The organism is Arcicella sp. GW458-12-2-14-TSB2 (assembly GCF_059423785.1).
Genome location: NZ_JBWKYN010000129.1, coordinates 1 through 16,696, shown reverse-complemented (window position 1 = coordinate 16,696; position 16,696 = coordinate 1). Strand labels below are relative to the sequence as shown.

Genomic DNA, 16,696 nt, shown 5'->3' with positions numbered 1-16,696 from the left:
GCACTAAAAATGCTACATTCTATCATGCAAAAAATTTGATTGAGCTGATTCATGATTATTTTATTGTCGGTTAAGTATGCCTGTTTTATTTGCAAACAAGTATAAATATTTTGGGTATGTTGCTCGTGTAAGGATGAAAGCTCATCTTCTATTTTCTCAAGTTCTTCTGTCTTTGTTCCTTGAATAAAGTGCTGCTTTAATAATATGATGCCTTCCTGAATATATTGCATATTATCACTCATCATTTCGTGATATTGCTGTACCAGAAAAAAAATTCTTGTATTTGACATTGATGTTTCCATGCTGTTTATGCTTTTTAACAAATGTTATGGTTATCAACTTAACGTTAAATTGGCGAGTGATTTGTATTAAAATACAATTTTGCTATCTGAAAATAGAAAAGTTTTTTAGGTGTAGGTTATTATTGGTTTAAGCTAGAAAACATCTTTTTTCAGAGCCATTTTTTGCCCATTATTGTTGAGTAATGAACGTAAGAAAGCATCATTAGAGCAAGAAAAAAAATTGATTCTATCAACTTCCACTTGGAAGGACACATCACTTATAATTTTTTTTATAAACCATAAATGTACTTTGATTATTAATTCAGTATTACTTCGATAAATATTTTCTGCCTGTCCTCTAACAATATTTTGCATTAAGAAAGCGTATAATTTTTCATCAGTAAACTGCAAAAACAAATTATATGCAGAACTATATTGTATTAAATCATGATAGAACATCGGAGAAATAGTCAATACGTTGACCTCTACATATTGGAAATAATACCTTATTTCAGAAATTGCATTAGGTGAAATACTTGGCCAAAATCTAATGTATCGCTCAATTTCATTTAATAAGTGCTTTACAACATTTTCTACCAAAGCGGACTTATTGATAAAGTATTCGTAAATTGTTTTTTTTGATACTTCACATTTAATTGATATTTCATCCATTGTTACGGCATTAATACCCTGTTTAGCAAACAGGGACATTGCCGTTTCAATAATATGGATTTGTTTACTCTTCATTTTATCTCAACTCTCCAACAGCCTTTTTATAATTGGCTATATTAACTTTATACTCCACTTTGGCGTCTATATTACTGCTATAAGCTTGTTGCCAAATCACCTGAGCTTCTAGTACATCCTTTCCAGTAATTGTGCCAGCTTTATAGCGGTCATTGGCCAATCTGAGGTTTTCTTCAGCTTGTTTCATTGAATGTCCTGTTAGCGCAATCTTTTTTACTGATTGGTTAATTTGCAACCACGCACTTTGTGCTTGAAGGTTAATTAACTCTTTTGTTCCCTCTAATTCCCATTGTTTTGCTTGTATGTGCAATGTTTGTTCTTTTACTTTCTTGGCATTTTTTCCCCAATCAAAAATAGGAATAGTTACATTCAATAAGCCGTAATAAGACGTCATTGAATTTTCACCATTACTAAAATTAATTTTTTTACCTACACTGCTAAACCCAGATAATGAAAAACCTATTTGGGGTTTAAGGTCTGCTTTAATTAGCTTGGTTTGAATTTGCTCAATCTCAATGGCTTTTTTTAGTAAATTGATTTCAGGTCGATTGTCTGCAATTCCATCGAAAGACTGCGTCGCCATTGCACTGAAATTTCCATCAACTGAATCTTTAATATCGAAATCTGTATGATTAGATTGTCCAATGATTTGTGCTAAATTGAGTTTTGCCAAAACCAAGCCATCATTAGCTTTTGCTATGTTCAAATCAGCTTCATTCATATTTACCTCTACTCTTAATAAATCATTCTTATAAGTAAGTCCAGCATTTACTGCATTTTCGAGTTCAGCATGAAGTTGTTGCAACATTTCTTTGTACTTATTGGCAAGCACTATTTTATCCTTTACTTGAACAATCTGCCAGTAGGCATTTTCTACTTCAAATAGCACATCTACTTCGGTCATTGTTTTTTGCTCTTCTGTTATTTCAATAGCTTTTGAAGTAGCAGCTTGACCCAATTTTATTTTTCCACCAGTATAGATAGGTTGTGTTGCTGAGACAGAACCATTTAATAGGGCAGGGGGAAGTAATTTGTCAAGAGGTTTTCCGACATGAACCCCCATGATTGAAGCATCAAAAGACGGGCGATTGTTGAGCCCAGCGGCCTCATTAGCAATTTTGGCTGCTGCAATTTGAGATTGTGCCGCCTTTATTTTTTTGTTTTGCGTCACTGCCAGTTGTCGGCATTCTTGTAGAGTTAGTGTAACGTTTTGTCCGTCACAAGGTAAACTTATCCCAGCAATTATTGTCACTGTTAATACTTTCCAATACTTGATAAAATTCATCTTCTTATTTTTAGTTTTTATCGAACTCACTTTAGTTTAAGAACATTTGGGGGATTACCTCACACACATAGGATTAAAAGATAACCTTCATCTCACTTATCCCCCTCAGCTCATTTTATTGTACTCATTTAAAATCTTAGAGATGTTCAGGCTTGTATTGAATTTCTACGTTTGCATCAAATTCATCGGCAGGTTCAGGTACTGGTTTTACAAATTTGTAATAAAGCACAGGAACAACAAACAAGGTAAGTACCATTGAAATAATTAGACCAAAAGCTAATACACTTCCAAGTGGAGCCCATAGTGGGGATTTGCCAACAATCATTGGGACAACACCTACTGCCGCTGCTGCTGAAGTAAGGAAAATAGGACGCATTCTACGTTTTGCAGAGGCTAAGGCTGCGGCTTTAATGGTATAATGATGTTCTAAAACCAATTCATCAGCATAATCAACGAGGATAATTCCATTACGTACTACAATACCAATGAGACTGATAATGCCCATAAAGGCAGTCATTCCTATTGGATTATTGGTGAGATATAGACCAAGAAAAGCTCCAAGTAAACTTAATGGGAAAGTTGATAAAATAATTAAGGTTTTAGCTAAACTCTTAAACTGGATTAGCAAAGTAATAAAAATCAATATTAAACTCACCCCTAAAGCGTTGAGCATTCCGGGTGCATTTTCAGCATTTGATTCATAATCACCTCCATATTCAATACTTATTCCTTCAGGTAAATTTAGCTTTTCAATTTTAGGTTGAATTTCCTTCAGAATATTCGAAGCTCTGATGCCATTTTGAGCTTCAGATAAAACAGAGAGTGTTCTAATGCCATTTCGGTGTGCAATAACCCCAGTATGCCATGAAGGTTTAAGTTCTGCTACTTCATTCAATGGCACTTTCGTTCCATACATTGTACTTAAATGCAAATTTCCCAATTGGTTTACATCCTTTCTGCTATTTGCATCTAATCGAAGAAAAATATCAATGGGTTTATCTCCTTCCCATAATTGAGAAACTGCAAAACCTTTTAGTCCAGCTCCCAGCGTTTGAGTAATTACCTGATTGGGTACCCCCAAACGAGCAGCAATATCTTCTTTTACATTTAGACTAATACCTAAGTAATCATTTTCGTAGTCGGTACGTACCCAGTTTGTGCCTTTCGCTTGGCGTAAGATATCCTCTATCTGTAAAGCCACACGTTTCTGGTCGTTGATGTTATTGCCAATTACTTTTACAGCTATCGGAGAGCCTTCTTGAAAACTCAATTGTCGGAATCTAATATAAGCGTCCTTTACTAAGTATTCAAGTTTAGGACGATACTCATGTACAATATCATCAGTAGCCTTGTTATCAACGGTTGTGATAAATAATTGCGCAAAATTTCTGCGTGGAATTTCTGGTGCATAAGTAGTCTGAAAACGAGGTGAACTAGTACCTACAAAACTTGCAACACTCACAACTCTTTTATCTTTTTTCAAAATAGCTTCAACTTCTTTCACGGTTTTATCCGTTTCAGCAAGAGCTGTTCCATCAGGCATCCAAACTTCGATATTGAATTGATTGCGTTCGCTAGTTGGGAAAAACTCCTGATCAACTTTACTAGCAACTAAGAAGGCCATTAATACAGCGATTACTGCAGAAACCATCGTTGTTTTTGGCCAGCGGAAACAAAATTCAACAGATATATTAAATATATTTTGTAAATAATCTAATAATGATTTTCTCGGTGGGCGGTCAGACACTTTGTGTTTTAGCCCTTTTTTGATAAATACATAACATGTATAAGGTGTTAAAAATAAAGCAACTAACATGGAGGTAATCAATGCAATGGCAACTGTAATAGGTAAAGATGCCATAAAGTCTTTGGCTATACCATTCATAAAAAATGCTAATGGTGCAAAAGCAAAAATAATAGCTAAAGTGGCTGTAAATATGGGCAAAGTAAGTTGGGTTGCTGCCTGCCAAGCACCAGTCCACGGCGTAATACCCTCATCTAGTTTTTCAATGTAATTATCCACCACCACAATGGCATTATCCACTACCATTCCAAGCACAATAATAAGTGCTGCCAGTGAAACCTGATGTAGTTCTACACCAATCATATTCATCAACCCAAAAGTGATAAGAATGGCAATAGGTGCTGCAATAGAAGAAACCGCTGCCATACTGAAAGGCAACAATAACATTACTACGATGATAACAGACGCAATGGCCATTCCGAACTCAATCATAAAATGGTCGATACTTTCAGCAACAACCTCTGGCTGATTAACTATCGTTTCAATTTTTATGTCATCGGGAAAGCTACTTTGAAGTTTTTTTAGTTTCTCCTCAACCTTTTCTCCAAAAGCTACAATATTGTTGCCAGGCTGCATCTCTGTTGAAATCAGCATCACTTTATCATTTCCAATACGAATGTATGAAGACTCCTCTTCATAACGTCTTTCTATATACGCAACATCTTTTAGTCTTACTATTACTCCCTTAGGTGTTGTATAGATTACTTGATTGGCGATATCAGCTTCTGTTTTGTATTGACTGTTCGTAAATACAGGAATAGTATTTTTACTGATTGTCATTTCTCCAGAATAACCTGTAATGTTTTGCATTTGTAAGGTCTTGACTATCGTACCTAAGTCAAAGCCATATTGTAACATTTTTTGGTCATCTACAGTAACATAAATTTGTTGTTTCTGCCCGCCAGAGCGATTAATTTTTGATACTTCAGGAATTGTTTTTAGTACATCTTCCATCTTATCAAGATACTTCTCTAGCTCTGCATAACTCCTTGTCGAAGAAGATACAGCTATAATTTGAGCCGTTACATCCCCAAAATTGCTATTTGTAATTGGACCAATAACACCCGCTGGAATATTACCACGAACAACGGTATTAAACCCATGCTGTAAAGTAGCCCAAAATTTCTTTCTATCTTTTACGCTTGTATGGAGCTCAACTGTGATAAAGACCTGTCCATCTCTTGTTTGCGATTTTGTTTTCTGTTTGTTTACTTCTTCAAAAGAGAATAAATATTGTTCTATTTTGGAAGTTACTTGTTTTTCCATTTGTACCTCATCGGCACCAGGATAAAAAGCATACACCATTGCTACTGGCGTATCAATTTTAGGGTCTTCGGCACGGGGCATATTCCGAAGGGAATAATAGCCAAATATCAATAACAAGCAAGTTATAACTATTGTTACCTCCTTGTATCTCATTGCAGCCTCAATAAAATTTACCTTTCGTTTTTCCATTTTTTTATTTTGCTAAAAACTGACATTGATGTATCATTTTAAAAACTTACTAATGAGCCATCTCTGAGTTGAGTCTGACCTTCCACAATAATTAAATCCCCTTTAGTCAGTCCGTCTTTTACAATTGCTTCTTTACTTCCAATAAGACTACTTATGGTTATACGCTTCCGAACAGCTTTTTTCTCTGCATTGACAACAAATACATAAGTAATGTCATCTGCATCTCTAAGTACTGCCGTAGCTGGAATCGTAATTACAGGGACATACTTATTTGGATTAATTGCTACATTAGCAATCATGCCAGGTAGTAATTTTTGCCCGATATTATTCAAAAGGATTTTTGCTGAATAGGTTTTTGAAACAGCATCTGCTTGTGGATTAATAATTGATATTGTTCCTTTTACTGAATCACTTAAGGTCGGAATAAAAACATTTGATTGCATGCCTACTTTAAAACTTCCAATCTCATTTTCTGGGACAGTGATTTTAGCATAAACTTTATCTGTTTTAATAATGGTGAATGCAGGAACACCAGGAGCGGCCATACTTCCACGTTCAATCAACTTCTCTGTAATAATACCCGACATAGGAGCATACAATTTACTGTCAGAAATATGTTTACTATTAATACTTTTACTGGCTTTAGCCTGAGCTAGCTTTGTTTTAATATCGATATAATCTTTTGCTGGAAGACTTCCTTTTTGATAAAGTTCATTGAGTCGCTGATACATGTCTTCGGCTTGTTCTAGGCCTGCATTGGCAATAATTAAGGCATTGTCGTATTCGGTAGCATCAATGCTTGCCAATAACTGACCTTGTCTTACAAACTGACCTTCTTTCACCGTAACATTGTTGATTACACCAGGTACTGCAAAACCTATTTTGGTAATAATATCTGGCTCGATAGTAGCAGAATAGCTAAGTTTTTGGCGACTATTAATTTCTTCAACTTGCTGAGTCGTTACCTTAACAGCCTTAGGTTTATCTTGCGTTTCTGTAGGCTTATTTCCACAGGCTGAAAGCATTAGGGTGGTCACTAATAAAGGGAAAGCCTTTACGAGATTTGACTTTATCATAAGGATATTCATGTTTAAATGATACTATAATTTGATGCTACAAAGTTGGCACACCCAATAGCATTTAAAAAGGTCATGAATTCGCTAAGATTGGTCAGAAAGTCGTTTTTCTATTTTTTGAAATGATAAGAAGTCGAGATTATTTTACAAAAATTAATATCGTAACGCATTAATCTAATTTGCGATATTCTTTTGGAGAAATTCCAGTATGTCTTTTAAAGAACTTTCCAAAGAAAGATTGGTCACTAAAATGAAGTTCTTCTGCAACTTCGGAAATGCTTAAATTTGAATCACTCAAGATTATTTTTGCTTCTTGAATAACAAAGTCGTCAATAATTTCTCCTGCACTTTTTCCAGAAATTTCTTTGACGGTTTCAGTAAGGTATTTAGGTGTAATATTTAGCTGAGAAGCATAAGCCTGAACATTGCGTTGAAATTTAACTTTTTGTTGTAAAAGAGATACAAAGTTCATCACCAAAGTTTCTTTTCTGGACAAATTAGTACTTTTAAATATTGAGTACTTTTTAGCAAAACCGCCTAATTCGTATAGAAGAATATTAAAATGAGTATAAAGTAGTTCTTTCCCAAAAGGATGTTCTTTTATATCAACAGTACGATATGAGATTTGCTCCAACAGCTTTTTTAGGGTATTAGCATCTTTAGGCTCTAGCGTCCAAAGAGGTAAGCTTTGATAAGTCAAATAACTAAAAACTTCAGATATATTTTTAACTGTATCGGTCGCTTTAGTCATAAAGTTAGCATTAAAAGCGATACTTGATACAAGGGCATCTTTGGTAGAGACAGAGCGTTTCAAATCGTTAGGAGAAACAATAATAATACTGTTTTTCTTAGCACTGTACTCTTCTAAATTAATATCAATTCTTATCTCTCCCTCTAAAACGAGGAATATGATGAAGCAGTCTGTACGAAAATATTTCTTGAAGATTTCAAGCTCAACCAAAGGAATATTCACTTTTATGCTAAAATCATCTGATTTTATATCATAAAGTTCAGGCTGTGGATCGTCTATCATTAAATCTGTTAATTTATAGACTGGTACACTATTCTCTTTGGGTTTCATATATGTAAATTCAACTCTTTGCTTGAGAAAATAATTCGACAGTTCGTAAATTTATTACATAATTTATAATTTTCAAGTCTTGTGTTTTCATAAAAACCATTTTAATAATCATTATTTGTCTTCTTTTAACCAGATTCAACTCCTTATGAAACTCTAAAAAGTATTGGTTCAAATAAGAGGAATCGCCATATAAGTTACCATCTTCATGGAGATTTATATTCAATACTTGAAATACTGTCTAATACTAATACCATTTATATATTAGTTAATGCTTTGCTCATGAAATAGGTAACTAGCATAGTTTAATGTTAGTTAACATAACATAAATTATAATACAAAAATAGAATTGTTGTAATTTATTAATTCGAAACTTCTATTTTTTAAGCCTATCTAATTATTGTTTGATTTAATGTTTCTAAATCCTAACTATCTGTATTCTTCAGTCCACTCAAACATCCGTTTGACTATACAATTATTAGTAGATATGAAATCTAGCTAACACACTAACTAAAGTTTTAAGACGTAAAATTAGTATTGATAAAAATGGAAAAGTGTCAAGGTACAATCTGGTAGTTACGATATCCTGCTTAAAAATAAAGAATAACTTTATAGCTGGTTTCCTAGAATCAAGGCAAGCTTGTTGTCGTATAATATATGCGTTATTGAACATAGGTTCATTTAGAATAGCTTTCATATATAAATTCTTCAAAATAGAGATTAATTACATTTGAAGAATTTTCTATTATTGCAAGAATAGTTATGAATCATAATCTCTTTTGGGCTTTAGAAAAAATCATGTGGATTTCTTCGATTAATTAAAAAATAAATTACTTTTGTTTTATTAAAGAATATTTTCTTCAATGATATGACATTAGATATTAGCGATGAAACCCTATGGAAAAGTTTAAGAGAGGGCAATGAATGGGCTTTTTCAAATTTATTTGAGCGTTATTTTCGTTCAATGGTAAATTATGGAAATTCATTAATGTCACATTCCGACAAAGTACAAGACTGTGTACAAGATGTTTTTGTAGATTTGTGGTTGTATCGACACTCCCTTCAAGATAAAGTAGTAGTAAAGGCATATCTTTTATCTAGTGTACGTAAACGCATTGCTCGATTACATGAACGAGACCATATATTTCGTCAAACGACTTCAGTAGAAGGGCTTGATTTTTTAATGGATTTTTCGATTGAAGAAAAACTCATTCATGATGAAATAACAGCTTCTAAAGTAACATATCTTAATAAACTTATTAATGCTCTTCCTGCTAGGCAAAAAGAAGCATTGTATCTTCGTTATCATCAAGAACTAACTATTGAACAAATTTCAGAAACTTTTGATATTAATTATCAATCTGCTAACAACCTTGTATTCAGAGCATTACAACATCTTAGAGATGCTTGGTCTGGAGATTTAACCCTTGTATTTATACTACTTTCAAGGTTTTTTTAATTTTTTTCGAAAAAAAATACAAAAAAGTGAGTATCCCCAAAAAATGCTGTCCTCTCTAGTTTTGAAACCATTTCCATAGGACAATGCGAAAAACTTATCAATCTATAGATGACTTCCTTAGCGACAGCTCTTTTAAAGAGTGGGTACTTGAAGGGAAACATCATCATCAGTGGCATGAGTGGACTCTTTCTAAAGATGAATCCACCGAGCTTATGCAATCGGCTCGCTTATATTTATTGGCAATGAAGGTTGATGAACAGGAAATACAAAAAGCGGATATTCAAGACGCTTTAGGACATACTTGGGAGAAAATTAATGAACAAGAACGTATTAATCAAGGAAACTCTTGGGTACGGTTATTCAAATCATCAACCTTACAAAAGGTTGCGGCTATTTTACTGATTGGTATCTGTTTGGTTTGGGTGTATCAACAACAAATTACTCCTCAAAAATTGTTAGACTATGAACAATTAATTAGTCAACAAAACGACGGACTGATAGAACAAGCGAATAATACTAATAAACCCCAGTTGATTACACTTTCGGATGGTAGTTCAGTATTATTACAACCGAATAGTAAATTGAGCTATCCAAAACTCTTTATCGGCAATGAACGAAAAGTATATCTTTTAGGCGAAGCCTTTTTTGAAATCAGTAAAAATCCTGCAAAACCTTTCTTTGTTTTCGCCAACGAACTAGTCACTAAAGTACTAGGGACAAGCTTTAGAATAAAAGCTTATAAAGACAATCCTAATGTAGACGTAGTAGTACGAACAGGTAAAGTCAGTATCAGTTCAAATACTAGTGTACAGGCATCAGATAAACCCATTGTACTTCTTCCTAACCAGTCTATTCGTTTCCAACGCAAAGAGTTGATATTCGATCAGATTATAACTATTAATAAAAACAAATCAGATACTACAAATCAGGTTGAAACGATAGAACAAGTAAATTTTGAATTTGCAGATGTGGCAGTCAGCCAGATATTTACCACACTTAAACAAGCATATTTGATAGAAATAGATTACCCAAAGGAAAAGTTGAAAGACTGCTATCTTACAACATCCTTGAGCGATCAACCCCTTCCTGAAAAACTTAAGATTATCTGCGAAAGTTTGGGGAATAATACCAGATATGAAATGAATGGAAACCAAATAATTATTTACTCAAATGGTTGCAACTAACTATCTAATCACAAAAACAATATGATAAAAATCCATTAAAAAAGGCGTTAAAAATGCTGCTACATTTTTAACGCCAGTGACTTCCCTTCTCTGTTCGATGTACGCTCCTCTGCTAAGGAGTGTGGGAATTATTTTGCTTATACCAACTCAATCAGTATTAAACAAAAACGAACCAAAAGTATGAAAAAAACTTTTAACTACAAGCGGTTGCTTTACCAAATCGTGAAAATGTCATTTTTACAATCTTTTATAGTACTTGTCTTCTCAAGTGTTACCATGGCGACTAACGTCAATGGTCAAGAAATGTTGGCTAAACATGTGAGTATCAACATGAAAGAAGTCACTTTAGGAAAAGTATTAACAAAACTTGAGAAGTCTGCCAATGTTAAGTTTTCATTTAATTCAAGGATGATAAAACTTGATAAACAAGTAAGTATTACTGCTAATAATGAGCTACTCTCGCAAGTACTTACAAAAGTACTTAAACCCTTAAATATTACCTTTTTAGAAGTAAGTAATAGAATCATACTTCGCAATGTGGAGACTCCCAGAGCCACCAGTGAAAACATGGATGAGGCATCGTTCGAAAATATAGAGGGAGTCATCGACCAAAATGTTTCTGGTACAATAAAGGATGAAAACGGGAAACCATTAGCAGGAGTAAATATCACTATAAAAGGAACTGTAAAAGGGACGAACTCTGATGAAAATGGGCAATTTAAAATAGATGTTGAAGATGAAAATAGCATTTTAGTATTTAGCTATGTAGGTTATGCCAAACAAGAAGTTCTGATAGGGAAACGAACTGTTTTTACTATTTCAATGGCAATTGACCAAAAATCTTTAGATGAAGTAGTGGTAGTAGCTTACGGAACACAAAACAAAAAAACTATTTCAGGGGCAATTTCTACTGTGAATGCTGATGAGCTTTCGCATAGTAAAACGGCAACAGCAGCTGGTGCACTTGTCGGAAAAATACCTGGTTTGAATTTCCGTCAGAATACAGGTCGGCCTGGTAGTGAACCTTCTATTCAAATAAGAAATATAGGTACACCACTGGTAATTATTGATGGGGCAGTTCGCGATATGGGCAGTTTTTCCCAAATGGATTTTAATGATATAGAATCCGTTTCTGTACTGAAAGATGGTAGTGCCGCTATTTATGGGATGCAAGCCGCCAATGGAGCAATTGTAGTAACTACAAAGAAAGGAAAAAGAAACCAGAAGTTAAAAGTAGGTTTACAAAGCTATTTTGGGGTGCAAAAAGCGTCTGGGTATAATAAGCCAGCTGATGCAGTTACGTACCTTAGGGCAATTATCCAAGATGAAACCTATAATGGAGTATCAGAAAACGCTAGAACTATCAAAAAGGATGAATATGAAAAATGGGTTAATAAGGTAGATGATGATCACACTTCTTTTGATTGGTATAACTATATCTGGCAAACAGCGCCACAATTCTATAATAGTATCAATCTTTCGGGTGGGTCTGATAATGTAGACTACTATGTAAGTGTTGGGAATCTACAGCAACAAGGGCTCTTGAGAAACTTTGTAGGCTTTTCTAGAACCAATTTTCAATCTAATATAAATGCAAACATCTCAAAGCGATTCAAAATAGGTTTTGGCATGCAGGGGCGTTTAGAACACAATGAACAGCCAGGCCTGCCCGGAGATGACTATTCGTTTGCTGAAGAAACGGCATTCCGTAATTTACCTACAAAGAAGCCATACTACAACGGCAATGAAGATTATCCACTGATATCAACCATCGACCCACAATACAGTTATGGATGGGTTGGTTACAAAACATCTGGTAAATACCAAGCTGAATCTAGAGTGATACTTATTAATGGATCGGCAGAATTAGAGATTGCCAAAGGGTTTAAAGCAAGAGGATTATTTACCTATTGGTATAAAAACTATAAGACCGATTTGCTAGAGCTTTCCCCAATTCTTTACTCGTATGACAAGACATCGTCTCAGTATAACGTGGCTTATTCAGGAAACGGTCGCTATGTTGAAAGGTTTATCCAAAACAATGAGGAAGTTACTACCAACTTGCAATTGGAATATAAAAAATCCTTTGGTAACCACAATCTCTTTTTGTTTAGTGGTATGGAGGGTAAAAGAGGAACGTATCCTAGTGTATATATTTGGGGGTCGCCTGTGGCAAATGGTATTCAGTATCTTACAAATGCAACGCCAGGTATTACAGTAACCGATAATATAAGTTATATTCAGAAAAGATTAGGATTTATAGGACGACTAAATTATGATTTTGAAGGTAAATACATTGCAGAATTTTCTACAAGATATGATGGAAGTTACTTTTATCAACCAGGAAGTAGATTTGGCTTTTTCCCATACGGGTCATTGGCTTATCGTGTATCTCAGGAAAATTTCTGGAAAAATAATAATTTCTTGAGTAATACTTTTAACGATTTAAAGTTAAGGGCTTCCTATGGTATAGCTGGTAAGGAACTTGGTTCAGCTTTGTCTTTCATCACTGGATATAACTATAATACTGGTAATGCAATATTAAATGGAGCCAATGTAACAACAACTACGGTATCGGGCTTGCCTACAGTATATACCTGGGGACGAGTTAAAACATTAAATGTTGGTTTAGACATAGTTTTATTAAACAACCGATTAAAAGGCGGTTTTGATTGGTTCAGCCGTCATCAAACTGGAGAACTGGGTAGTCGTTACGATGTTCTGTTACCAAATGAAGTAGGCTTTGGTCTTCCATCCGAAAATTTGAATGGCGATTATACAAAGGGTGTTGAGTTTTCTTTAGACTGGAAAGATAAGATTAAAGATATTAATTACTGGGTAGGAGGAAATTTTAGTTTTTCAAGATGGATAACAGGCGAAAGATACAAACCCCACTGGTCATCTGCTTACAATCAGTATCGAGATCTTGGTAGTACCGAAGGACGCTATAGAGATGGGTCATTTCAATTAATTGCCATCGGACAGTTTAAAACTTGGGAAGAAATTGCTAAGTATCCTATCGACCAAGACCATGCAGGAAATACAACACTTAGACCAGGGGACTATATATATCAAGATACCAATGGAGATGGGTATATTACTGAACTCGATATGAAGAATGTAACTTATAGGACCAACTCTGGAACACCATGGATAAATTTCGCTTTCAATTTTGGTGCAAACTGGAAAGGAATAGATGTCCGTGCAGATTTTGTAGGAGCGTCTGCTTACACGTATGAACAACAAGGCTATTTACGTTATTTTGACCCTAATGCAAATGTATCACAATACTTAGCTGATAATTCTACATGGTACAAAGATATTTGGGATAAAAACAGTGGTTTTAACATCGGAAAATATCCTCTTTTAACAAAAGGTGTAAACAACTGGATGAATACCCATTGGCCAAACAGTTATTGGCAAACCAATATTACTTATGTCAAACTTCGTAACCTTGAAATTGGCTACACTTTGCCTACTGTATTAACCAAACGAGCAGGAATAGCCAATCTTAGATTTTATTTTGCAGGTTATAACATGCTTACTATCTCTAATATGCCATCAGGATTGGACCCTGAAATTACTTCAAGTTCTGGTAATTCTTATCCTAATCCTAAAGTGTACAATTTTGGTTTCCAAGCATCTTTCTAATGAACTTCAAAATCTCAATTAAATGAAAAATAGAATAATAACAATATTTTGCATATTAGCCTTCCTCTCAATATCTTTAAGCAGTTGTGTAAAAGAACTTGACGGAGAAGTGGTTAACAACTTACCTGAAAGTGTTGTATATAATGATAAAACTTTGATTCAGTCAACTCTGGCGGCCTTTTATACTTCTGTGAATTATGGACAGCAAAATGGAGACTATGGAGCTTACCATTTACTCGACGAGGCCAACGTACAATATGGTGCAGCCACCACAACTGATGATGAAAAACAAATACCACGTAATTTTTACAGAGTGTACGACTATGGATTGGTGAGAAGGATTAATCAGTTTTTGAAAGGAATAAACTCTTCAACAGCTAAATCCTTACCTTCTTTGCCCGAATCCGAACGTTTAAATATGGAAGCTCAGGCTAAATTTTTACGTGCTTGGTATTATTTCAGTATGGCTCGTTCAATTGGTGGTATGCCAATAATAGGCGATACAGTTTATACATATCAGGCAGGGGTGGATGTCACAGGTTGGAGAACACCACGCTCTACAGAAGCACAAATATACCGATATGTTATTGACCAATGTGACCAAACTATACCAAGACTAACCTCTTCAAAAACAACCAATTCGTCAGTAGTCAATAAATGGGCTGCATTAATGTTAAAGTCCAGAGCGGCTATCTATGCTGCTTCCATTGCAAAATATGGAAACTTAAAAACCCCGACAGTGCGTACAGCTGGTTGGGAGGCTGGCATACCTGCTGACAGTGCAACAGCATTCTATACATTGGCACTAGCTACAGCACAGAAGGTGATTGCGGAAAGTCCTTATGTAATCCAGAAGGACGCAGCCAATCCTGGGTTGGCCTTTTATAAAGCCACAAGCGTTAAGGCTGGCAATACAGAAGTTATTTGGGCGTTGGATAGGCTTGCTCCAAATGTGGTAACTACTTTTACTAATTATGCTATGCCTTATTCCTTGCGTGACTATACAGAAGGAAATGCGTTAGGAGCACTCCTTAACTTAGTAGAGGCTTTTGAAAACAAGGATGGGAGCAATTCAGCTATTAAAACAAATAACACAGATGGTAGCTATGTTTTTTATAATAGTGTAGAAGACCCTTTTACTGCGAAAGACGCTAGACTTTGGGGGACTGTTATTTGGCCAAATGCCACTTACCGTAATCTTGTAGTAAGTTTACAGGCTGGACAAATTAACAAAAACACCTCAGGTAATTATGTGATAAATGCTGGACCAACAGGAAGTATGAACGCTGGAGATGTTCTGACATCTATCAATGGCCCCATTGCAAACTCTAATAACTATGTGAACAAAACTGGATTTTTAGTCCGTAAATTTCTTGACGAAACAGTTGGTGCAGGTCTAAATCCAACTTTTAGTGCAATGTGGATGCCTCGTTTCAGAATTGCTGAAGCATATCTTATAGCGGCTGAAGCAGCATTTGAATTAGGCCAAACTGCCTTGGCTGTTCAGTATATCAATGTCGTTAGAGACAGGGGAGGTATTCAACCTTTAACTACTTCAACAATTACTTTTGATAAAATTGTAAATGAATACCGTGTTGAGTTCGCATTTGAAGATCATCGTTTTTGGGATCTTAAAAGATGGAGACTAGCACATACACTCTGGAATGGTGTTCCTGGCGATGCTACGGCACAAATGTTTTCATTATTTCCATATAAGGTGGTTAGTCAAGGAGACCCTAACAATGGCAAATGGGTTTTTACAAAACAGGTATCGTATAAAAGAGCAACCACTCCTTTATATTTCCCTATCACAAATTATTATGGAATTATCGAGAGCTCTTGGATTACCAATAATCCAAGGCTTGTAATCAATCCTAATCAATAACTATTTTAATACGGCAATATGAAAAAAAATATATATAGTATTTCAGCATTGATGTTAGTTGTGCTGATTTGCATTACGGCATGTAGCAAAGAAATTGATAACTGGAGCTATCCCACTTCGGTTATATCAGGTCAATTCCTTTATAAGGGGCAACCTCTGCAACTAATGGGAACTGCCTCGGATGTTACGGGGACAAATATGCTTCAACTAAATCAGGTTGGACCAGAAAAGTGGGATGTCGGATATATCAAAATGTTTGGCAGAGAAGATGGTACATACACTATCAATACATTTGATGGGGATTACTATCTAGTAATTACACCCGGTAAAGGCCCTTGGGTTACCAATAAAGATACATTGCGTTTTTCATTAAAAGGAACTAAAACTAATGTCAACTTTGAAGTTACACCTTACTTTTGGTTATCTAATTATGCCACTGAGGTCAGTGATTCCACTTACAAAGCAACATTTAATTTAGAAAAAAATGTTTCAACAGCTGTATTGGAAAAAGTAGTAATATATTTGGGCGTCACGTCAATTGTTGATAATACTTCCAAAGTATATGAAAAGGCATTTACTAATTTATCTGTTGGTAATAATAGTATTTTCCTTGATTTAAAAACACTAACAGCATCTCAAAAGGTTACTTTGTCCAAAACAGGATTTATATATGCACGTATAGGAGTTAAGACTGTCGGAGTAACTGACCTTCTTTATTCAAAGACCCTAAAGCTACAGCTTTGATAATAATGATTTGTATATTAATTCTGTATAAAGAGACTGTCCGAAAA

11 protein-coding genes are annotated in these 16,696 nt (G+C 34.9%); 5 read left to right on the top strand and 6 right to left on the bottom strand.

From position 1 onward, the window contains the following. From AC07XN_RS17045 to AC07XN_RS17020, 6 genes are all read right to left on the bottom strand, one after another. Window positions 1-302, bottom strand: a 302-nt coding sequence (locus AC07XN_RS17045; RefSeq protein WP_494743945.1) for a hypothetical protein, incomplete at its 3' end; no start/stop codon positions are given. Between the two features lie 132 nt (window positions 303-434). Next, the gene (locus AC07XN_RS17040; protein WP_494743944.1) at window positions 435-1,028 is read right to left on the bottom strand and encodes a TetR/AcrR family transcriptional regulator; all 594 of its coding nucleotides are present in this window, start codon (window positions 1,026-1,028) and stop codon (window positions 435-437) included. A 1-nt stretch (window position 1,029) separates the two neighbouring features. Then, a complete protein-coding gene (locus AC07XN_RS17035) occupies window positions 1,030-2,313 on the bottom strand; it encodes a TolC family protein (RefSeq protein ID WP_494743943.1) in 1,284 nt (427 codons plus the stop codon). Between the two features lie 136 nt (window positions 2,314-2,449). Further along, entirely contained in the window at window positions 2,450-5,572 is a 3,123-nt protein-coding gene (locus tag AC07XN_RS17030; protein WP_494743942.1) for an efflux RND transporter permease subunit, read from the bottom strand. A gap of 38 nt (window positions 5,573-5,610) precedes the next feature. Continuing rightward, on the bottom strand, window positions 5,611-6,648 hold the full coding sequence (locus AC07XN_RS17025; protein WP_494743941.1) for an efflux RND transporter periplasmic adaptor subunit: 1,038 nt from the start codon (window positions 6,646-6,648) through the stop codon (window positions 5,611-5,613). A gap of 169 nt (window positions 6,649-6,817) precedes the next feature. Beyond that, window positions 6,818-7,729 (bottom strand): AraC family transcriptional regulator, encoded by a 912-nt coding sequence (locus tag AC07XN_RS17020; protein WP_309917927.1) that lies wholly within the window; start codon window positions 7,727-7,729, stop codon window positions 6,818-6,820. Between the two features lie 865 nt (window positions 7,730-8,594). Here AC07XN_RS17020 and AC07XN_RS17015 point away from each other — a divergent pair. The 5 genes from AC07XN_RS17015 (at window position 8,595) to AC07XN_RS16995 (ending at window position 16,649) form a co-directional block, all read left to right on the top strand. Beyond that, complete coding sequence (locus tag AC07XN_RS17015) at window positions 8,595-9,185, top strand: RNA polymerase sigma factor (protein ID WP_309917583.1); 591 nt, start codon at window positions 8,595-8,597, stop codon at window positions 9,183-9,185. Between the two features lie 83 nt (window positions 9,186-9,268). Beyond that, complete coding sequence (locus AC07XN_RS17010; RefSeq protein WP_494743940.1) at window positions 9,269-10,369, top strand: FecR family protein; 1,101 nt, start codon at window positions 9,269-9,271, stop codon at window positions 10,367-10,369. 180 nt (window positions 10,370-10,549) lie between these two features. Beyond that, window positions 10,550-14,020 carry a SusC/RagA family TonB-linked outer membrane protein gene (locus AC07XN_RS17005; protein WP_494743939.1) on the top strand — a complete coding sequence of 1,157 codons (3,471 nt, stop codon included), beginning with the start codon at window positions 10,550-10,552 and terminating at the stop codon, window positions 14,018-14,020. Between the two features lie 22 nt (window positions 14,021-14,042). Beyond that, window positions 14,043-15,905: a RagB/SusD family nutrient uptake outer membrane protein gene (locus AC07XN_RS17000; RefSeq protein WP_494743938.1), complete on the top strand. Its 1,863-nt coding sequence runs from the start codon at window positions 14,043-14,045 to the stop codon at window positions 15,903-15,905. A gap of 18 nt (window positions 15,906-15,923) precedes the next feature. Then, window positions 15,924-16,649 (top strand): DUF3823 domain-containing protein, encoded by a 726-nt coding sequence (locus tag AC07XN_RS16995; RefSeq protein WP_494743937.1) that lies wholly within the window; start codon window positions 15,924-15,926, stop codon window positions 16,647-16,649. Window positions 16,650-16,696: the final 47 nt, after the last annotated feature.